Origin of the sequence: Curtobacterium sp. Curtsp57 (genome assembly GCF_047324335.1) — a bacterium.
Taxonomy (GTDB): Bacteria; Actinomycetota; Actinomycetes; order Actinomycetales; family Microbacteriaceae; genus Curtobacterium.
The window spans coordinates 604,744-625,464 of record NZ_CP168511.1 but is presented as its reverse complement, the minus strand read 5'-3'; the positions used below and the strand labels follow the sequence as shown (position 1 = coordinate 625,464).

The 20,721-nt window shown below is 69.8% G+C and carries 16 protein-coding genes; 9 read left to right on the top strand and 7 right to left on the bottom strand.

Annotated features, from left to right (window positions below; genetic code table 11):
• Positions 1-171: 171 nt before the first annotated feature.
• Positions 172-1,596, bottom strand: coding sequence for a type I glutamate--ammonia ligase (gene glnA, locus ACEN9V_RS02905; RefSeq protein WP_413602062.1), 1,425 nt, complete (start codon positions 1,594-1,596; stop codon positions 172-174).
• Positions 1,597-1,737: 141 nt separating this feature from the next.
• Here glnA and ACEN9V_RS02900 point away from each other — a divergent pair, with 141 nt between their 5' ends.
• Entirely contained in the window at positions 1,738-2,175 is a 438-nt protein-coding gene (locus ACEN9V_RS02900) for an RDD family protein (protein WP_413602061.1), read from the top strand.
• A gap of 386 nt (positions 2,176-2,561) precedes the next feature.
• Here the strand turns inward: ACEN9V_RS02900 and ACEN9V_RS02895 are convergent, their stop codons facing one another.
• On the bottom strand, positions 2,562-3,275 hold the full coding sequence (locus ACEN9V_RS02895) for a DUF4191 domain-containing protein (protein ID WP_281264379.1): 714 nt from the start codon (positions 3,273-3,275) through the stop codon (positions 2,562-2,564).
• A gap of 127 nt (positions 3,276-3,402) precedes the next feature.
• Here ACEN9V_RS02895 and ACEN9V_RS02890 point away from each other — a divergent pair, with 127 nt between their 5' ends.
• Entirely contained in the window at positions 3,403-4,185 is a 783-nt protein-coding gene (locus ACEN9V_RS02890; protein ID WP_413602060.1) for a hypothetical protein, read from the top strand.
• Positions 4,186-4,277: 92 nt separating this feature from the next.
• Here the strand turns inward: ACEN9V_RS02890 and sucB are convergent, their stop codons facing one another.
• The 3 genes from sucB to ACEN9V_RS02875 all read right to left on the bottom strand — a co-directional run bounded on the left by sucB (position 4,278) and on the right by ACEN9V_RS02875 (position 8,870).
• Positions 4,278-5,780, bottom strand: a complete 1,503-nt coding sequence (gene sucB / locus ACEN9V_RS02885; RefSeq protein WP_413602059.1) for a 2-oxoglutarate dehydrogenase, E2 component, dihydrolipoamide succinyltransferase — start codon at positions 5,778-5,780, stop codon at positions 4,278-4,280.
• Positions 5,781-5,844: 64 nt separating this feature from the next.
• Positions 5,845-7,218 (bottom strand): dihydrolipoyl dehydrogenase, encoded by a 1,374-nt coding sequence (lpdA, locus tag ACEN9V_RS02880; protein WP_281264381.1) that lies wholly within the window; start codon positions 7,216-7,218, stop codon positions 5,845-5,847.
• Between the two features lie 173 nt (positions 7,219-7,391).
• Entirely contained in the window at positions 7,392-8,870 is a 1,479-nt protein-coding gene (locus tag ACEN9V_RS02875; RefSeq protein ID WP_413602058.1) for a leucyl aminopeptidase, read from the bottom strand.
• Between the two features lie 75 nt (positions 8,871-8,945).
• Between ACEN9V_RS02875 and ACEN9V_RS02870 the strand changes: the two genes are divergently transcribed.
• The 6 genes from ACEN9V_RS02870 to ACEN9V_RS02845 all read left to right on the top strand — a co-directional run bounded on the left by ACEN9V_RS02870 (position 8,946) and on the right by ACEN9V_RS02845 (position 15,457).
• Positions 8,946-9,878 carry a proteasome assembly chaperone family protein gene (locus tag ACEN9V_RS02870; RefSeq protein ID WP_281264383.1) on the top strand — a complete coding sequence of 311 codons (933 nt, stop codon included), beginning with the start codon at positions 8,946-8,948 and terminating at the stop codon, positions 9,876-9,878.
• A gap of 146 nt (positions 9,879-10,024) precedes the next feature.
• Positions 10,025-11,344 carry an MFS transporter gene (locus ACEN9V_RS02865; RefSeq protein ID WP_281264384.1) on the top strand — a complete coding sequence of 440 codons (1,320 nt, stop codon included), beginning with the start codon at positions 10,025-10,027 and terminating at the stop codon, positions 11,342-11,344.
• 210 nt (positions 11,345-11,554) lie between these two features.
• Complete coding sequence (locus ACEN9V_RS02860) at positions 11,555-12,829, top strand: RNA polymerase sigma factor (protein ID WP_413602057.1); 1,275 nt, start codon at positions 11,555-11,557, stop codon at positions 12,827-12,829.
• An 8-nt stretch (positions 12,830-12,837) separates the two neighbouring features.
• The gene (locus ACEN9V_RS02855; RefSeq protein WP_413602056.1) at positions 12,838-14,097 is read left to right on the top strand and encodes a MurT ligase domain-containing protein; all 1,260 of its coding nucleotides are present in this window, start codon (positions 12,838-12,840) and stop codon (positions 14,095-14,097) included.
• Complete coding sequence (locus ACEN9V_RS02850; protein ID WP_413602055.1) at positions 14,094-14,867, top strand: type 1 glutamine amidotransferase; 774 nt, start codon at positions 14,094-14,096, stop codon at positions 14,865-14,867. Before ACEN9V_RS02855 ends, ACEN9V_RS02850 begins: the two co-directional genes overlap by 4 nt.
• Before the next feature lie 140 nt (positions 14,868-15,007).
• Complete coding sequence (locus tag ACEN9V_RS02845) at positions 15,008-15,457, top strand: hypothetical protein (RefSeq protein WP_413602054.1); 450 nt, start codon at positions 15,008-15,010, stop codon at positions 15,455-15,457.
• Positions 15,458-15,538: 81 nt separating this feature from the next.
• On the opposite strand, the gene ACEN9V_RS02840 is transcribed toward ACEN9V_RS02845, so the two are convergent.
• Positions 15,539-15,763, bottom strand: a complete 225-nt coding sequence (locus ACEN9V_RS02840) for a hypothetical protein (RefSeq protein ID WP_281264389.1) — start codon at positions 15,761-15,763, stop codon at positions 15,539-15,541.
• A 169-nt stretch (positions 15,764-15,932) separates the two neighbouring features.
• On the opposite strand from ACEN9V_RS02840, the gene ACEN9V_RS02835 reads away from it, so the two are divergent.
• Positions 15,933-18,059, top strand: coding sequence for a DNA gyrase/topoisomerase IV subunit B (locus ACEN9V_RS02835; protein WP_413602053.1), 2,127 nt, complete (start codon positions 15,933-15,935; stop codon positions 18,057-18,059).
• A gap of 163 nt (positions 18,060-18,222) precedes the next feature.
• Here the strand turns inward: ACEN9V_RS02835 and ACEN9V_RS02830 are convergent, their stop codons facing one another.
• A complete protein-coding gene (locus ACEN9V_RS02830) occupies positions 18,223-20,709 on the bottom strand; it encodes a DNA gyrase/topoisomerase IV subunit A (RefSeq protein WP_413602052.1) in 2,487 nt (828 codons plus the stop codon).
• Positions 20,710-20,721 lie beyond the last annotated feature (12 nt).

Below are 20,721 nucleotides of genomic sequence, written 5' to 3'. Positions count from 1 at the left end.
GAGGCCCGGTGCCGGTCCGGCGGGCCGGCACCGGGCCTCCAGGCTGGATGCGTCCACGGCGCCTGCGAGGCTCGGACACCACGCGGAAGGGCCCCGCACCTGACGGTGCGGGGCCCTTGTGCGGCAGGTCAGACGCACGTGCGCACAGCGCGAGTGCCTGACGAGCAGAACTCAGACGCCGAAGTACAGCTCGTACTCGAACGGGTGCGGACGCTGCGCGAGCGGGAGGATCTCGTTCTCGCGCTTGTAGTCGATCCAGGTCTGGATGAGGTCCTCGGTGAAGACGTTGCCCTTCGTGAGGAACTCGTGGTCGGCCTCGAGTGCGTCGAGCGCCTCGTCGAGCGAGCCGGGGACCTGGGGGATGCCCTTGGCCTCCTCCGGGGGGAGCTCGTAGAGGTCCTTGTCGACCGGCTCGTGCGGCTCGATGCGGTTCTGGATGCCGTCGAGGCCCGCCATGAGCTGCGCCGCGAAGGCGAGGTACGGGTTGCCGGAGGCGTCGGGCGCGCGGAACTCGATGCGCTTGGCCTTCGGGTTGGTGCCCGTGATCGGGATGCGGATCGCCGCCGAGCGGTTGCCGGCCGAGTAGACCAGGTTGACCGGCGCCTCGAAGCCCTTCACCAGACGGTGGTAGGAGTTGATCGACGGGTTCGTGAAGGCGAGCAGCGCCGAGGCGTGCTTCAGGATGCCGCCGATGTACCAGCGCGCCACGTCGGAGAGACCGCCGTAGCCGTTCTCGTCGTAGAACAGCGGCTTGCCGTCGTTCCAGAGCGACTGGTGGGTGTGCATGCCGGACCCGTTGTCACCGAAGAGCGGCTTCGGCATGAACGTGGCGACCTTGCCCCACTGGTCGGCCGTGTTCTTGACGATGTACTTGAACTTCAGGATGTCGTCCGCGGCGTGGACCATCGTGTCGAACTTGTAGTTGATCTCCTGCTGGCCGCCGGTGCCCACCTCGTGGTGCGAGCGCTCGAGCTCGAAGCCCGCCTCGATCAGCTTGAGGGTGATGTCGTCGCGGAGGTCAGCGGTCTTGTCGACCGGGGACACCGGGAAGTAGCCGCCCTTGTACGGGGTCTTGTTGGCGAGGTTGCCGCCCTCTTCCTCGCGGCCGGTGTTCCAGGCGCCCTCTTCGGAGTCGACCGAGTAGAAGGACTTGTTCTGGGTGACCGAGTAGCGGACGTCGTCGAAGATGTAGAACTCGGCCTCGGGGGCGAAGAACGCGGTGTCCGCGATGCCCGTCGACGCGAGGTACTTCTCCGCCTTCTTGGCGACCTGGCGCGGGTCGCGGCCGTAGATCTCGCCGTTCCGCGGGTTGTAGATGTCGAAGATCATGATCAGCGTGCGCTCGGCGCGGAACTGGTCGATGTACGCCGTCGTCACATCAGGGATGAGCTGCATGTCGGACTCGTGGATCGACGCGAAGCCGCGGATCGAGGAGCCGTCGAAGAGCTGACCGACCGAGAAGAAGTCCTCGTCGACCGTGGAAGCCGGGATGTTGAAGTGCTGCTGCACGCCGGGCAGGTCGGTGAATCGGATGTCGAGGAACTTGACGTCCGTGTCCTTGATGAAGGCCAGGACCTCGGAGGAATCGCTGAACATGTGTGTCGATCTCCTGGGGGTTTGGGTGATGTGGAGGTGCAGCGGGTGCACTCTCCGACGAGGCTATTGACACGGGGTTTCCCGGACGTGACTGCGTTGTTTCCGGCGTGTTACGCGCCTGCTGTCGCCTACCCTTGGAGCATGGCCCGTTCCACTCCGTCCTCGTCAGCCGCCGCAGCACACGGTGCGGGCGACTGGCCGGGCAAGGTCCTGGGCCTGCCGGAATCCGGGCCCCGCTCGATGGGCGGGTTCGGTCGGCGGCTCGGTGGGCTCGCGATCGACTGGGCGCTCGCATCGGTCATCTCGCTCGCGATCGGGACGTACGGCGCGGCGGGCAACTTCGTGACGCTCGGGATCTTCGCGGTGCTGCAGGTCCTGTTCATCGCGCTGCTGTCCGGCTCGTTCGGGCACGTGTGCGTCGGGCTCCGGGTCGTCCCGATCCGTGGGGGCTACGTCGGGGCCTGGCGCCCGGTGGTCCGCACGGTGCTGCTGTGCGTCGTGATCCCGGTCCTCATCCACGCGAAGGACGGTCGACCCCTGCACGACGCCGCGGCCGGCACGGTGCTCGTCCGGCGCTGACTCGCGCAGACCGGAGCGCCGCGGTGCGCCGTGCCGCGCCGCGTCGCGCTGCGTTGCGCTGCGCCGCGCTGCGGTCTGCCCCGTCGCGTCCTGCCGTGGTCGAAGGGTCACGACATGCCGCCGGTTCGACGTCGATCGGTCACAAGCCGTCGGCCCGGGTACGCGCGACCAACCACTCGCGACCGATCGACGAACGTGAGCGGGGTGTTCTGACCGATCGCCGGGTGCCGGAGCGGGTGCCGGTGCGCGTGTGGCACCGCGCCGAGGACGGATGGTGGGCGACACCGCGCTGACGAAGAGCGGTCCGTGATCGCGCTGCACGCCTCCACACGCAGAACGCCCCCGGCCGCAGCGGCCGGGGGCGTTCGTGGTGCGCGGGGTGCGACTCAGCGCGGGCGACCGGCGCGGACCCGAGTCGGGTCGATGCCCTTCGGGATCGCGGACGCCGGGTTCTGCGTGAGCGAGTCGAGACGGTTCGCGACCGCGAGGACCTCGTTGCGGTTGAGCGACTTCTTGAACTTGTTCATCGCGCGGGGGAGCTTGTGCAGGGTCACGGCGTCCTTGCCGTCGCCGACGTGGACGACGTGGATCGGGACGTTCGGCACGATGCGCTGGACCTTGCGACGCTCTTCGTCGACCTGGCGCGTCAGGTTGCCGAGCTGGCCCTCGGTGATGAGCACGACGCCAGGGGTACCGACGGCACGGTAGACGGCGGCCTGCGAACGGCCGTGGACCGCGACGGGCATCTCGCTGGAGCGCCACTGGCGACGGAGGGAGTTCGAGAGCACGGCGCCGACAGCACCCGGCTGCCCGTCGATCTGCGAGTACGCGGCGCGTTCCGCCAGACGCCCGAGGACGATGAGGAACAGCAGCACGCCGAGGAGCACCCCGGCGACGATCCACAGGACGACCGCGAGCCAGTTCTGCCCAGGCAACAGGAGTGCGAGCAGCACACCGAGCACGACGGGCACGACGAACGCCGCTGCGAACCACCAGATCGACGTCGGGTCTGCCCGACGCGTCATCTGGAAGACCTGGAACATCTGCTTGAGACGCCCCGGCTCCTTCGCCTTCGTGTCCGTCGAACTGCTGCGTGCCATGCTCCCAGGATACGGCCTGACGGGCTTCCCGTGGACCGCCCGTGATCAGGCTGTGGGCGAACGGGGTTCTCCACAGACGCCCGGACCCGGCCTGGAGGACCGTCCCGCCTCCGCGACGCTGGTCACCATGGACGCGATCACGCTGGAACACTGGTGGACCGGACCCGACTCCGGTCCCTTCGCGACGTGGGTCGCCGACCGCTCCGCGGCCGACCCGGTCCACTGTGTCCGCGTCACCGAGGTCGGTCGTGGTGCGGACGGGCGGCTCGTCGTGCGCACCGGGCCCGTCCGCGGGGCTCCGCTGCCCGATGCGCTGGATCGGATCGGGCAGCCGACCGTGGGTGTCGCGGTGACGCTCACGGTGCCGTTGCTCGACCTCGTCGTGGACGCCGTCGCCGGGGCCATCGTGCTCGGGGTCGCGCGCGCGGACGACGTCCTCGTGGACGACGCCGGTGCCACCGTGCTCGTCGACCATCCGCCGGACGCCGTGGACCTGATCGGCAGTGGGATCGTCCGATCCTCGGAGACCGCGGGCGCGACCGCGCTCCTGCACGCGGCGCGGACGGTCTGGGAGCGGGTCGACCCGCGCGCACCGTGTCGTGTGGTCCTCGACGCCGCGATGGCGGAGGCGATCGGCGGGGGTGTCGCAGAAGCCCGGGAGCTGTTGCGCGTCGTCAGGAGCACGGCGGCGCCCCGACCGGTGCGATGGGACCCGCCCCGTGACGACTTCGACTTCGTCGAGCCCACCCCGCCGCCGGGTGACGACGTGGTCGCGCGTCTCCGCGGGTGGATCGTCGACGGCGTCCCGGTACCAGGCGGCGGGAAGCTCCCGGTGCGGCGGGTGGTCGTCGGACTCGTGGTCGCGACCGGTCTCGCCGTGGCAGGTGTGTTCGCGGTCTCGAACCCGTGAGCGGACAGCGCGCGAGGCGACCGCACACGAACGCCGACGGCCCCGGCTCCCACGAGGGGAGACGGGGCCGTCGTTCGGGCCGGAGCCGCGGGTCAGTACCCGAGGTTCGGACCGAAGTTGCCCTCTTCGAGACGGTTCTTCACCGCGACGAGGTACCGCGAGGCGTCCGCACCGTCGATGATCCGGTGGTCGTACGACAGCGCCAGGTACACGAACGAACGGATCGCGATGGCCTCTTGCCCGTCGACCTTCACGACCGCCGGGCGCTTCGTGACGATGCCGGTGCCGAGGATGGCCGACTGCGGGAGGAACACGACCGGGGTGTCGAACAGCGCGCCGCGCGAACCGGTGTTGGTCAGCGTGAACGTGCCGCCGGCGAGCTCGTCGGGCTTGAGCTGGTTGTTCCGCGTGCGCTCGGCGAGGTCCGCGATCGACTGCGAGAACTGCGCCAGGTTCAGCGACGCAGCGTCCTTGATCACGGGGGTGAGCAGACCGCGCTCGGTGTCGACCGCGATCGACACGTTCTCGGTCTCCGGGTAGACGATCTCCTCGCCCTCCACCGTGGAGTTGATCTTCGGGTGCGCCTTCAGCGCCTCGGACGCCGCCAGGGCGAAGAACGGCATGAAGGAGAGCTTCGAACCCGTCTTCTCGAGGAACTGCGCCTTGTTGGCGTCCCGGAACTGGGCCACCTTCGTGACGTCCACCTCGACGACGCTGGTGAGCTGCGCGGTCGAGGTCATCGACTGCACGGCGCGCTCGGCAACGACCTTGCGGAGGCGGGTCATCTTCTCGCGGGTGCCACGCAGCGGCGAGACCTCTGCGACGAACGGGCCGGACGCGGCAGCGGGTGTTCCCGAGCCACCGGCTGCCGGAGCGGCCGAGACGGCGGCGAGCACGTCCTCCTTGCGGATGCGACCGCCGACACCGGTGCCGGTGACGGTGGACAGGTCGACGCCCTGCTCGTTCGCGAGCTTGCGGACGAGCGGCGTGACGTAGCCGGAGGCGGCACCCGTCTGCGTCGGGTTGGGGACCGCAGCGGAGGCGGTGGGCGCGCTGGCGACCGCGGCGGCCGGAGCCGGGACGGCTGCAGGCGGGGCCGGAGCTGCCGCGGGCGGCGGGACCGGAGCGGCCTGGGGGACCGGGGCTGCTGCGGGCGGCGCTGCCGGGGCCGCCGGAGCGGCGGGCTGCGTCTGACCGGCGGGGGCCGGCTCGGGCTCGGTCGGCTGCGGAGCGGGCGTCTCGGACTCCTGCTCGGTGCTCGGGGCGGCCTCGGGCTCGGCCTCCTCGGCGGCTTCCTCGTTCGACTCGGACGAGCCCGCGTCGGACGAGCCGGCGTCGGACGAACCGGCGTCGGACGAGCCGTCGCCGATCTTCACCAGCGCGGTGCCGACCTCGACGGTCTCGTCTTCCTGGACGAGGATCTCCTCGACGACGCCGGCGATCGGCGACGGGATCTCGGTGTCGACCTTGTCGGTCGAGACCTCGAGCAGCGGCTCGTCGACCTCGACCCGGTCACCGACGTTCTTCAGCCATCGGGTCACCGTGCCCTCGGTGACGCTCTCGCCGAGCGCCGGGAGGTTGACGGATTCGCTCATCGGTGGGACTCCTCTTCGCAGGGGTGGTTCGTGGTGGTTGGTGTCGTTGTCACGGTGCGCGCGCTCACAGTGCGTGGAGCGGCTTGCCCGCGAGGTGCAGGAACGCCTCGCCGAGCGCTTCGTTCTGCGTCGGGTGCGCGTGGATGAGCGGGGCGACGTCCTCGGGGTGCGCCTCCCAGTTCACGGCGAGCTGTGCCTCACCGATGAGCTCGCCGACTCGGGCGCCGATCATGCTGACGCCGACGACGGGACCGTCGACGACGCGGACGACCTTGATCGAGCCGGAGGTGCCGATGATGTGGCTCTTGCCGTTGCCCGCGAGGTTGTACTCGTACGAGTCCACCTTGTCGGCGCCGTACTCGGCCTCGGCCTTGGCCTGCGAGAGTCCGACGGACGCGACCTCGGGGTCGGAGTACGTGATCTTCGGGATGTTCTTGTCCTCGATGATGACCGGGTTCAGGCCGGCGATCTCCTCGGCGACGAAGATGCCCTGCTGGAACCCGCGATGGGCGAGCTGCAGGCCGGGGACGATGTCACCCACGGCGTAGACGTTCGGCAGGTTGGTCGCGAGGCGCTCGTTCGTGGTGACGAAGCCACGGTCCATCGTGACGCCGACCTCGTCGAAGCCGACGTTCTGCGTGACGGGGCCACGGCCGACGGCGACCAGAAGCACGTCACCGTCGAAGGTCTTGCCGTCCTCGAGAGTGACGACGACACCGTTCTCGTGCTGCTCGACACCCTGGAAGCGGACACCGAGCGAGAACTCGATGCCGCGCTTGCGGAAGGCCCGCTCGAGCTGCTTCGACATCGACTCGTCCTCGGCCGGGATGAGGTGGGGGAGCGCCTCGACGATGGTGACCTCGGCGCCGAAGGACTTCCAGACGCTCGCGAACTCGACGCCGATCACGCCGCCGCCGAGGATGACGACCTTGTTCGGAACGTAGTCCATGCGGAGCGCGGTCTCGGAGGTGATCACGCGGCCGCCGATCTCGAGCCCGGGGAGGGACTTCGAGTAGGAGCCGGTCGCGAGGACGACGTTCTTGCCCGTGATGGTCTGGTCGCCGACCTGCACGGTGTTCTGCGAGGTGAGCTTGCCCCAGCCCTCGACCACGGTGATGCCGCGGGCCTTGATGAGGCCCTGCAGACCCTTGTACTTCGAGTTGATGACGCCCTGCTGGTACTCGATGACCTTCGGGACCTCGACACCGGCGAACTCGGCGATGACGCCGTACTTCTCGGCCTCACGGGTGCCGTCGGCGATCTCGGCCGCGTGCAGGAGGGCCTTCGTCGGGATGCAGCCGCGGTGCAGGCACGTCCCTCCGAGCTTGTCCCCCTCGATGAGCGCGACGCTCATGCCGAGCTCGGCCGACCGCAGCGCTGCGGCGTACCCGCCGCTGCCGCCACCGAGGACCACGACGTCGTAAGTCTGTTCCGTCACCTGGTGCAACTCCCTCGTGCGTGTGAGCCCGGGCCCGGTTCTGGTGGGTTCGAGCCCGTGCATGGACACCGCGGCGGCGGTGCCCGACGGTCGGACCGCATGGTTCCGGTCCCGTCCCGTCCGTTCCGACGGGGGACGCGCAGAACACGCCCGCCCCGCCGGAACCAAACCTACTACTTGGACTGGAGCTCTTCTGCGAGTGCGATGAGTGTCCGGACCATGACGCCGGTGGCGCCCTTGCCGAGCCACCCGTAGCCGCCGCCCTTGTTCTCGGACGGGCCGGCGATGTCGAGGTGCGCCCACGGCACGTCGCCCTCGACGAACCGCTCGAGGAACTTGCCGGCGAGGAGCATGCCGCCCGCCGGGTTGCCGACCGTGGCGTTCACCATGTCGGCGACCTCGCTGGCGAGTCGCGCGTCGAGTTCCTCGGGGAGCGGCATCGGCCAGATCGGCTCCGCGACGGACGCCGCGACCGCCTGCAGCTGCGCGACGAGCGCGTCGGTGCCCATCAGGCCGGTGGTCCGGTCGCCGAGTGCGACGACCTGCGCGCCGGTGAGCGTGGCGATGTCGACGACGGCGTCCGGCTGCTCGAGCGTGGCGGCGACGAGACCGTCACCGAGGACGAGGCGGCCCTCGGCGTCGGTGTTGGTCACCTCGACCGTCTTGCCGTTCTTGAGCGTGAGCACGTCACCGGGGCGGGTGGCCGAACCGGACGGCATGTTCTCGGCGAGGCAGAGCCAGGCCGTCACCTTGACGTCGAGGCCCAGGCGCGCGGCCGCGACGGTGGTGGCGAGCACGGTGGCGGCACCGGTCATGTCGGTCTTCATGCCGAGCATCGAGGCTGCGGGCTTCAGGGAGAGGCCGCCGGAGTCGAACGTGATGCCCTTGCCGACGAGCGCGAGGTGCTTCGACGCGGTCGACGGCGCGTACCGGACGACGACGAGTCGCGGCGGACGGACGGACCCCGCGCCGACGCCGAGGATGCCGCCGAAGCCCTGCTCGGCCAGCGCGGTCTCGTCGAGGACCTCGACGGTGAGCGGCAGGTCCTCGGCGAACGACGCAGCGACGTCTGCCACCTCGGACGGGCCGAGATCGCCTGCCGTGGTGTTGACGAGGTCGCGGACCAGCGCGGCCGCGTCGGCGACGATCGCCGGACGGACGGCGGCATCGGCCGGTGCCGACGTGGCCAGCACGGTGATCGACTGGTCGCCACGCTGCGGTCCGGTCGTCCCCGTACCTTTGTGCCGGGTGAAGGAGTACGCGCCGAGCGCAGCGCCCTCCAACGCGGCGGCGACGAGCTCGTCGGTGTCGGTCGGCAGCGCGAGCACGATCGACGACGCATGGGGGAGCTGGCGGACGGCGCTGCCCGCTGCGGCGCGGACGGCCGCGGCGTCGGTGCCGGAACCGAGACCGACGAGCGCGATGCTCGACGCCTCGACACCGGTCGCGGGGATGCGGACGAGCTGGTCCTTGGAACCCGTCGCGCCGATCGCGGCGAGGTCGAGCCCGTCGAGTGCGGCGACCGCACCCGTGGTGGGCGACACGACGGTCGCCGGAGCGCCGTCGGTGCCCGGACGGACGCCGACGACGAGCACGTCGGCGGCGATCGAGGAGGGGGATGAACTGTCGGTGGAGAGCGTCGGTCGGACCATGCTCCAACCCTATCCACGCGGTGTTCGCTGTCGGCGTGGGTTGCACGGCAGGTGTGGACGAACCGCCCGCCTAGCATGGGGACGGTGAACCACCCCGAGGACCTCTACACGTTCGACGAGTCCGCCCCGACGGTGCCAGCAGGCCTGCACCTCGTCGCCGGGCTCACCGGGTTCGCGGACGCCGGTTCGGCCGTCGCCCAGGTGACGACGTCGATCCTCGAGCGGCTGGACACCCGCCTGGTCGCGGAGTTCGACCCAGACGTCCTGCTCGACTGGCGCGCGCGTCGGCCGGTCATCACCTTCGAACACGACCACATCAGCGACGTGGAACCGCCGCGCCTCGCCCTGCACCTCGTGCGTGACGAGCTCGGCCAGCCCTTCCTCTTCCTCTCCGGGTACGAGCCGGACTTCCAGTGGAACCGGTTCGTGCGCGCGGTCACCGAACTCGCCGCCGAGCTCCGGGTCGTCGACACCACGTGGGTGCAGTCGATCCCGATGCCGGTGCCGCACACCCGGCCGATCAGCCTGACGGTGTCCGGCACGCGGGCGGACCTCATCGAGTCGATGAGCGTCTGGAAGCCGCAGACGCAGGCGCCGGCGAACGTGCTGCACCTCGTCGAGCACCGGCTGACCGAGCTCGACCAGCAGGTCACCGGCCTCGTCCTCCTCGTCCCGCACTACCTGTCCGACACCGAGTTCCCGGACGCGGCCGTCGCGGCGCTGTCCGGCATCTCCGCGTCGACGGGGCTGATCTTCCCGACGGACGCCCTCCGCGAGGAAGGGCGCGAGTTCATCGCGCGGGTGGACGAGCAGGTGGCGGGCAACGCGGAGTTGCAGCGCCTGGTCAGTGCGCTCGAGGAGCGTCACGACACCTACATGGAGGGCAACTCCGTCTCGTCGCCGCTGACCAACGTCGACGGCGAGGTGCCGACGGCGGACTCGATCGCGGCAGAGCTCGAACGCTTCCTGGCGGACCGTCGCGTCGACGGCGACGCGAGCGAGGACTGAGACCGGACCACCTGCGGTCCGCGACGGACGTCGCGATCGCGCACCGGTCCTCCCGTCCGGCCTGGAGGCCGTGCACCCGTCGGGCGCGCATCGCGCGTTCTCCACAGCCCGTCCTGGCGGCGGGGCCGCGCCGATAGCCTGGTCGGGTGAACTCCCGCCGTGCCTTCGTCGTCTGGGGCGTCGCGGTGCTCGCGTACGTCCTGGCGGTCGTCCAGCGGTCCTCGCTGGGTGTGTCCGGCGTCGACGCGCAGGACCGCTTCGCGGTCTCCGCCGCGGTCCTCTCCACGCTCGCGGTCGTCCAGATCGCCGTCTACGCGGGGCTGCAGATCCCCGTCGGGATCGCGCTCGACCGCATCGGCCCGCGCCGACTCGTCCTGCTCGGGGCGCTGCTCCTCGTCGTGGGGCAGGCGATCGTGGCGGTCTCACCGACGATCGGGCCGGCGATCGTCGGCAGGGTGTTCGTCGGTGCGGGGGACGCGATGACCTTCATCTCGGTGATCCGACTGCTCCCGATGTGGTTCAGCGGGCGCATCCTGCCGCAGATCTCGCAGTGGACGGGCAACCTCGGGCAGGTCGGGCAGATCGCCTCCGCGTTCCCGTTCGCCCTGCTCCTGCACACCGCCGGGTGGTCGATCGCGTTCGGTGTCGCCGCGGCCGCCAGCGCCGTCGGGCTGGTCCTGGCGTTCGTCTTCGTCCGGAACGGACCCGTGCCGGTGCGCACCGACACGATCCCGCTGCCGCACTCGTGGGGCGGCGCGTTCCGGACGTTCGGGCACGCGCTCCGTCGACCGGGTACGCAGCTCGGCTTCTGGTCGCACTACGTCACGCAGTCCTCCGGCACCGTCTTCAGCCTGCTCTGGGGCGTCCCGATGCTCCGGGGACTCGGCTACTCCGCGACGGAGGCCGCTGCGTTCCTGACCGTCATCGTCGTCGTGGGGTTCGTCGTCGGTCCGATCCTCGGCGTGCTGTGTGCCCGGTTCCCGTTCCGCAGGTCGAACCTGGTGCTCGGCGTGGTCGTCGTGCTCGGTGTGGTGTGGACCGCGGTGCTGCTCTGGCCTGACCACCCGCCGACGTGGCTGCTCGTCCTGCTCGTCGTGGCGATGGGCATCGGTGGGCCAGGGTCCCTGATCGGCTTCGACTTCGCGCGGTCGTTCAACCCGATGGGCTCACTGGGTTCGGCGAACGGCGTCGTGAACGTCGGTGGCTTCCTGGCGGCCTTCGTGATGATGTTCCTGATCGGCACCCTGCTCGACGCCGTCTCGCGGGTGACGGGCGACACGGTCTTCGCGTGGTCGAACTTCCGGATCGCCCTCACCGTGCAGTACGTCGTGGTCGGGATCGGCGTGGGGATGCTGTTGCACGCCCGTCGACGGACCCGCGCGGTGATGCACGCCGAGGACGGAATACGGGTGGCCCCGCTGTGGGTTGCACTGGTTGCACGCCTGCGGAAGCGGACCGTGCAATAATGAACCCGGACCCGTTCGGGTCCCCCGTGTACAGGTGCTCTTCCGGAGCGCCGGATTCGCTGGGGGACTTGACATGGGTCCTAGTGCTGCCCGGAGAGGCAGTGCCGCCAGGAACGACTGAGCCGGCGACGCGGGGGACTGCGGCGCAAGCCCTGAGCGGCGAGGGGCGCCACGACCCCAGGAACGTGGCACGAGGAGAGAGGTGATCGCATGGCTGCCCGGAGCACGACGATCGATCCCACGAAGGACAACGCCGACACGGTGGACCAGGCTGCGGCCGAGGACACCGACGGAACCGCCGCGCCCAAGAAGGCCGCGGCGAAGAGGGCCCCCGCCAAGAAGGCGCCCGCGAAGAAGGCGGCGGCCAAGAAGCCGGCGACCAAGAAGGCCGCTGACGACGACGTCGAGGACGAGGAGACCGTCGAACCGGTCGACGTGGACGAGACCGAGGACGACGCCGAGGAGAAGCCGGCGACCGCCGCGGCCGAAGCCGCCAATGCGGTCGCAGCCGGGGCGCTCGTCATCTCGCAGTCCGACGACGACGAAGCGCCGGTCTACTCGACCACGATCACGGGTGCGACCGCCGACCCGGTCAAGGACTACCTGAAGCAGATCGGCAAGGTCGCGCTCCTCAACGCGGAGCAGGAGGTCGAGCTCGCGATGCGCATCGAGGCCGGCCTGTTCGCCGAGGACAAGCTGCAGCACTCGACGGGCCTGTCGAAGCCGGAAGAGCGTGAGCTCCGCTGGGTCGCTCGTGACGGTCAGCGCGCGAAGTCGCACCTGCTCGGTGCGAACCTGCGCCTCGTCGTGTCCCTCGCCAAGCGCTACACCGGTCGTGGCATGCAGTTCCTCGACCTGATCCAGGAAGGCAACCTCGGCCTCATCCGTGCGGTCGAGAAGTTCGACTACACCAAGGGCTTCAAGTTCTCGACCTACGCGACGTGGTGGATCCGCCAGGCGATCACCCGCGCCATGGCCGACCAGGCCCGCACCATCCGCATCCCGGTGCACATGGTCGAGGTCATCAACAAGCTCGCGCGCGTCCAGCGGCAGATGCTGCAGGACCTGGGTCGCGAACCCACTCCGGAAGAACTCGCCCGCGAGCTCGACATGACCCCGGAGAAGGTCGTCGAGGTCCAGAAGTACGGCCGCGAGCCGATCTCGCTGCACACCCCGCTGGGTGAAGACGGCGACTCGGAGTTCGGTGACCTCATCGAGGACACCGAGGCGGTCGTCCCGGCCGACGCGGTGGGCTTCACGATGCTGCAGAAGCAGCTCGAGAGCCTCCTCGACTCCCTGTCGGAGCGCGAAGCCGGTGTCATCCGGATGCGCTTCGGTCTCGGTGACGGCCAGCCGAAGACGCTCGACCAGATCGGTGACACGTTCGGCGTGACGCGCGAGCGCATCCGCCAGATCGAGTCCAAGACGATGGCGAAGCTCCGCCACCCGTCGCGGTCGCAGTCGCTGCGCGACTACCTCGAGTAGGCCGTCCGGTGCGTTTCTTCATCCCGATCCTCATCGGGCGGATCCTCCGTGCCCTCGCTCGTGCGCGGGGCGGGGGATCCGCGTACCCCGGGTTCATCGTCCTGAAGCTCGTCCCGGACTTCCTGCAGCACGTCACGAAGCAGTTCCCGAACGGGGTCGTCTTCGTGCTCGGGTCGAACGGCAAGTCCACGACGACGCACATGATCTCCGAGATCGTGCGCGCCCACGGCCTTCGCGTCTTCACGAACCCCTCCGGCGCGAACCTGCCGCAGGGGATCGCGTCGGCGCTGCTGTCCGAGGTGTCGCTGACCGGCCGGCTCAAGGCGGACATCGGCATCCTCGAGGTCGACGAGGCCTTCGCCGTCGAGCTCGCCGGGATCCTGTCGCCGTCGACCGTCACGATGCTCAACGTCCAGGTCGACCAGCTGTACCGGTTCTTCGAGACCGAGCGCGTCGCGACGATGATGCTCGACACCGCGGCGCTGTCCTCCGCGAACGTCATCACGAACCACGACGACCAGTTCCTCGACGCCTACGCGGGCGTCGACGGGCAGCGTGTGCTCCGCTTCGGCGCGAGCGCCGAGGTCGTCGCGGCTGCGCCGAACGGCCTGCAGAACGCCGACGACTTCGCGTCCGCCGACCGTGCGGCGACCTCGGCCGACGCCGAGGTGGTCGAGAACCGCGGCGACGCGGCGACCATCGCGTTCGAGGGGGCGACGATCCCGGTCCGGCTCCCGGCACGCGGCCTGCACTACGCGGTCGACGCCGCTGCCGCCACCGCGACGGCCAGCGCCGCGCTCGGGACGCAGTTCCGCGCGGACGCCGTCACGAAGGCCTTCACGACGATGAAGCCGGCGTACGGCCGCGGCGAACGACTCCCCATCGCAGGCGAGTCGGCCGAGTTCACCATGTTCAAGAACGCGGCCAGTCTCCAGTTGAACCTCGACGCGCTGCCGGACCACCCCGAGCAGGTGCTCATGGCGATCGACGAGGGCACGCCGGACATCTCCTGGATCTACGACATCGACTTCTCGAAGCTCGACCACGTGGACGTCGTCTCCGGTGACAAGGCGTGGCAGATCGCCATCGCGCTCGAGCACGCCGGTGTCCGCATCGGCACCGTCGAGCCCGACGTCGAAGCGGCGATCGCGCTCATGCAGGGCCTCGGTGCGACGACCAGCGGCACGAAGAACTTCATCGTCAACTACGAGATCATGATGATCGCCCGGAAGGCCCTCGGCCACCCGGACATGGAGAAGACCGCATGACGGCCGATCGCCTGACCATCCTGCACGTCTACCCGCGCCAGATGGGGGTGTCGGGGGACCGCGGCAACGTCGTGGCACTGACCCGCCGTGCGGACGCCGCTGACGTCCCCACCGAGGTCCTCGAGTACGCGCCCGGTGACGCCCTGCCGACCGCGGCCGACGTCGTGGTGATCGGCAACGGCCCGCTCAGTGCGATGCGCTCCCTCGGCGACGACGTGGCGCGCATCGGTGCCCCGCTCCGCGAGTTCGCGGCTGCTGGTGTGCCGGTCGTGGCCGTCGGTGGCGGGTTCGACCTGGCGACGAACGAGATCGTCCCGACCGACGGCTCGCCGCTCGCGGGCTTCGGCGTGTTCGACGCCCGGGCGGTCCGTGGTGCCGAGCGTCGGGTCAACTACTTCGTGCTCGAGACGCGCTACCCGCTCCTGCCCGGTGCCGCGAAACGGCTCGCCGGGTTCGAGGACCACGCCACCCGGATCGAGATCGGCGCCGGTGTCACTCCGTTCGCCGACGTCGTCTCCGGCGGTGGCAACCAGGCGGGTTCCGCGGTGGAGGGCGCGAGCGCCGGAGCATCGTTCGGGACGCACACGCAGGGACCGCTCCTGCCGCTCAACCCGGACCTGACGGATGCCGTCCTCGCTGCGGCGACCGCACGTGTCGGGCGGGAGTACGCCCCCGACCCGGAGCGCACCGCGACGATCGACCGCTACGCGCGCGAAGCGCGCGCGACCGTCGACCGCTACGTCGACAAGGCGTTCAAGCGCATCGCGTGACGATGGTGCGTCATCGGAGGTGACGACGGAAGGCCGGGCCGATCGGGCTCGGCCTTCCGTCGTTCTCGATGGCAACGGTTGGCAACCCATCTGCTGATCCACAGGATGTGACATGTTGGAAGCTGAACAGGGAGGTTTCCATGCACCACACCAAGCACGCCCTCGTCCTGGTCGGCGCACTCGTCGTGACCCTGACCACCGCGGGGGCAGTCATCCAGCCAGCGCCCGCCGAAGCCGCGACGACCCGGATCGCCGACCCCTGCGGATCGGTCCCGACGACCACGACCGAGTTCGACGGCGTCCCGGGCACGATCTTCTACAAGCGCCTGCAGTGTCTCGGCAGCATGGCGGGCTACTCAGGAGAGATCGATGGCAAGATGCGGTCCGACGCCTGGTTCTTCGTCGCGAAGCGCCTGGCGGTCGGCGGCTACTACCAATCGGGCTCGTTCTACGGATCCGAGCATCCCCTGACCATCGCTGCGCTCCAGCGGTGGGCGGCTGCGCACGGCCAGTACAGCGGTCCGGTCGACGGCACCTGGGGCCCGAACAGCTACCGCGGCGTTGCCTGGGCGCTGAACCGCGAGTTCTGACGCGGCCATGCGACGAACGGGAGGCCCGGTACCAACTGGTACCGGGCCTCCCGTTCGCTGTGCGGTCGCGTCGGCCGCGACCTACTTCGACTCGTAGAGTCGGCTGCTCTCGTCGTGCCACTCGATCGCGGTCGCGGCGAGCTTGTCCTTGAACTCGGCGCCGTGGTGGGCGCAGAAGAACAGTTCACCGCTGGCCATGGTGGCTCGGATGTAGGCCTGCGCCCCGCAGCTGTCGCAGCGGTCGGCAGCCGTGAGCTGGTGGCTGCTGAGTTCGTCGATGGAGGGGTCCTGCACGGTCTGGGTCATTGCTGTGCTCCTCACGGATCGCAGGTGGTGCCTTGATGGTCCACCCATTTCAACACGTGCTGCCTGGATACGTCGCATTGCGGACCCCCCATTTCGCTCAGCGCGGATCGACTGTCCCCAGTCCGAGTGTCCGGACGGCGTTGTCCGGGGTGCTCGGTAGGCTCAGGAGGTGAGCTCCGACTACTCCGCACGCCATCTCTCCGTCCTCGAAGGGCTCGAGGCAGTACGGAAGCGTCCCGGCATGTACATCGGGTCGACCGACTCCCGCGGGCTGATGCACTGCCTGTGGGAGATCATCGACAACTCCGTCGACGAAGCCCTCGCCGGGCACGGTGACGAGATCGGTGTCCGGCTGTTCCCGGACGGATCCGTGCAGGTTTCGGACACCGCTCGTGGCATCCCGGTCGACGTCGAACCGAAGACGGGCCTGACGGGTGTCGAGGTCGTCTTCACCAAGCTGCACGCCGGCGGCAAGTTCGGTTCGGGGTCGTACGCGGCCTCCGGCGGGCTGCACGGCGTCGGTGCCTCGGTGGTGAACGCGCTGTCGGAGCGCCTCGACGTCGAGGTCGACCGCGACGGCAAGACCTACGCGATGTCGTTCCACCGTGGTGAGCCCGGGGTGTTCGACGACGCCGCCGGGATCGGGCCGGACGCGCCGTTCACCCCGTTCACCTCCGGCAGTGAGCTGAAGGTCGTCGGCAAGGTCAAGAAGAACGTGACCGGGTCGCGCATCCGCTACTGGGCCGACCGCCAGATCTTCACCAAGGACGCCGCGTTCAGCATGTCCGACCTGGTAAACCGGGCGCGCCAGACGGCGTTCCTGGTCCCCGGGCTCGGGCTGACGATCACCGACGAACGCCCAGCCGCGATCGAGGCCGCAGCGGCGCGCGCGTCGGCCACCGGTGTCGAGGTAACGGCCGGTCCCGTGGTCGAGCGCTTCCGGTACGAGGGCGGCATCAGCGAGTTCGTCGAGCACCTCGCGCCGGACTCCGCGATCACCGACGTCTGGCGCGTGCAGGGCACCGGCACCTTCACCGAGACCGTCCCGATGCTCGACGACAAGGGCCACATGGTCTCCACGGACGTCGAACGCTCGTGCGAGGTCGACCTCGCACTCCGCTGGGGCGGCGGCTACGAGACGGTGTTCCGCAGCTTCGTCAACATCATCGCAACCCCGAAGGGCGGCACCCACCAGGCCGGCTTCGAGAGCGGCGTGATGAAGGCCGTCCGGGCCCAGGTCGAGGCGAACGCCCGCAAGCTCAAGGTCGGCCAGGACAAGCTCGACAAGGACGACGTGCTCGCCGGCATGACCGCGGTGCTCACCGTCCGGCTGCCGGAACCGCAGTTCGAAGGACAGACGAAGGAGGTCCTCGGTACCCCGGCGGTCCGCAAGATCGTCGACCAAGTGGTGTCGAAGCGCATGACGGAGATCCTCACGTCGACACAGCGCACCGAGAAGGCCCAGGCGGCGACGCTGCTCGAGAAGGTCGTCTCGGAGATGAAGTCCCGCATCTCCGCTCGCGCCCACAAGGAGACCCAGCGCCGGAAGAACGCGCTCGAGAACTCGTCGCTGCCGACGAAGCTCGCCGACTGCCGCTCGAACGACGTCGCCGGTACCGAGCTCTTCATCGTGGAGGGCGACTCCGCGCTCGGTACCGCCAAGCTCGCGCGCAACAGCGAGTACCAGGCGCTGCTGCCGATCCGCGGCAAGATCCTCAACGTCCAGAAGGCGTCCGTCTCCGACATGCTCTCGAACGCCGAGTGCGCGTCGATCATCCAGGTGATCGGCGCCGGCTCCGGCCGGACGTTCGAGCTCGACCAGGCCCGGTACGGCAAGGTCATCATCATGTCCGACGCCGATGTCGACGGCGCGCACATCCGCACGCTGCTGCTCACGCTCTTCTTCCGCTACATGCGACCGATGATCGAGCAGGGGCGCGTCTTCGCCGCCGTCCCGCCGCTGCACCGGGTCGTCGTGGTGAACCGCGGCAAGCCGAACGACACGTTGTACACCTACTCCGAGCAGGAGCTCCAGTCGGTACTGAAGAAGCTCGAGAAGTCGGGCAAGAAGTACCAGGAGCCGATCCAGCGCTACAAGGGGCTGGGCGAGATGGACGCGGACCAGCTGGCGGAGACGACCATGGACCGTGCGCACCGGACGCTCCGACGGGTGAACGTGTCCGATGCCGAGGGTGCTGCGAAGGTGTTCGAGCTGCTGATGGGCAACGACGTCGCCCCGCGCAAGGAGTTCATCCTGGCGGGCGAGGGCCTCGACCACGACCGCATCGACGCGTAGCGGCCCGGGGCTGTCCAGCGCGCGCCGCGAAAGCGACAGTGCCCCGCGTTCTTTCGGCGACACCCTGTCGGTCCCGCGGCACAATCCGCGCAGCCTGACGGGACAGCGTCGCCTTGCCGGCACCAACCGGCCCGCGGCGCCGGGCGCGCGCCGCCCCGGGCGCCTACGCCTCGCCGCGCGTGCCGTCGAGCGTCGCCGCGCTACCGCCGATGGAGCCGATGACGGCCTCGAGCGGGCTCCCGGACCCGTCCCGCTTCGACAGCCAGTCCGGCAGGGTCCGCGCAGCGCCGTCCGACCCCACGGCGTGCGGGGGAGCGATGCCCGCCCACGCGACGCTGAGCCCGTCCTCGCCCTTCAGGAACGCATGTGCCCGGACGCCCTGGGTCGCGCGGCCCTTGGACGGGAACTCCGACAGCGACGACACCTTGGCGCGCCCGGTGTCGGTGCCGGGCAGCGCCGACGACGACGTGGACACCGTGGCGACGACGGCGTCCTCGGACGGGGCGACGGCGCCGAACCAGATGACCCGGGCGTCGGCGGCGAGGGAGACCCCCGCGACACCGCCCGCCGGGAGACCCTGCGCACGGACGACGGACGCACCGAAGCGCAGCAGCTGGGCGTTCGAGGTGATGAAGACCAGGTCGTCGGACTCCGGCGACTGGGCGGCACCGACCACGGCGTCCCCTGGTTTCAGGCCGATGGCGACGAACTCGGGCTTGTCCGGCCAGGCTCCCGGGACGACACGCTTCACGACGCCCTGCGCGGTCCCGATCGCGAGCGAGTGCTCGGTGGCGCCGGAGAGGTCGACGATCGCGACCACGGCCTCGGACCGGGGGATGCCGAGGTAGTCGTTCACCCGGACACCCGCGTCGAGTCGTACCGCTGCCGGGGGGACGGCCGGGACGTCGACGGGGGAGAACCGCACGATGCGTCCGGTCGAGGTCAGTGCGCCGACCTGTCCGCGCACCGTGCTGACCACGGTGGCGAGGACGGCGTCGTGCTTGGACCGCTTCGGGACCCGCACGATGCCGAGCTCCGACGTCGGGATGTCGACCCGGATGAGCCGGCCGGTCGTGGACAGCAGCACGCGGCACGGGGAGTCCGCGACCTGCAGGTCCTCGGGGTTCACCACCGCCTTCTTGCCACCGCGGACCGGAGCGTCCGCTTCGGTCAGGAGCGTCCGCCGCGGCGTCGCGAACTTGTCCGACACCTCGGTGAGCTCGAGCGCGACCTGGGCGCGGAGTCGTTCGTCGGATGCCAACAGTTCCTCGAGCGCTGCGATCTCGCTGAGGAGCTGGTCGCGCTCGCCCTCGAGCTCGAGGCGCGAGAACTTCGTCAGGCGGCGGAGGCGGAGCTCGAGGATGTACTCGGCCTGCACCTCGGACAGGTCGAAGACGTCCTGCAGGCGGGAGCGCGCGGCTTCGGAGTCGTCCGAGGACCGGATGACCTCGATGACCTCGTCGATGTCGAGGATCGCGACGAGGAGGCCCTCGACGAGGTGCAGTCGCTCCCGTCGCCGCGCGAGTCGGTACTCCGAGCGCCGCGTGACGACCGCCAGCCGGTGCTGCACGTACACATCGAGGAGCTCGCGCAGCCCGAGCGTGCGCGGCGACCCGCCGACGAGCGCGACGTTGTTGATGCCGAAACCCTCTTCGAGCGGGGTGTGCTTGTACAGCTGCTCGAGCACGGCGGCGGCGTTGAACCCGGACTTGATGCCGATGACGAGCCGGAGCCCGTGGTTGCGGTCGGTGAGGTCGTTGACGTCGGAGATGCCGACGAGCTTCTTCGACTGGACGCCGTCCTTGATCTTCTCGATCACGCGTTCCGGGCCGACGAGGTACGGCAGCTCGGTGACGACGAGGCCGGTCTTCCGCGGGGTGAGGTTCTCGACGGCGACCTTGGCGCGCGTCCGGAACGTCCCGCGCCCCGTGGCGTAGGCATCGCGCACGCCGGTGAGCCCCACGATCGTGCCGCCGGAGGGGAGATCCGGGCCCGGCACGAACTCCATCAGCTCTTCGAGCGTGGCCTGCGGGTTCATGAGCAGGTGCTTGGCGGCCTCGACCACCTCGCCCAGGTTGTGCGGCGCCATGTTGGTGGCCATGCCGACCGCGATGCCCGATGCGCCGTTCACGAGCAGGTTCGGGAACGCGGCCGGGAGCACGCCCGGCTGCATGATCTGGTTGTCGTAGTTCGGGACGAAGTCGACGACGTCTTCCCCGAGGCCCTCGGTCATCGCCATCGACGGCTCCGCCAGGCGCGCCTCGGTGTACCGGGCAGCGGCCGGGCCGTCGTCGAGCGACCCGAAGTTGCCGTGCCCGTCCACCAGCGGCACACGCATCGTGAACGGCTGCGCCATCCGCACCAGGGCGTCGTAGATCGCGCCGTCGCCGTGCGGGTGCAGCTTGCCCATCACCTCGCCGGTGACGCGGGCGCTCTTCACGTGGCCGCGGTCCGGCCGGAGGCCCATCTCGGCCATCTGGTACAGGATCCGGCGCTGCACCGGCTTCAGTCCGTCGCGGGCGTCCGGGAGCGCGCGCGAGTAGATGACGGAGTACGCGTACTCGAGGAAGGAGCCCTGCATCTCCTCGGAGACGTCGACGTCCTCGATGCGCTCACCGTCGGGCAGACCGACTGCGTCCGTGCGTGCCATGGGACCTTTCTG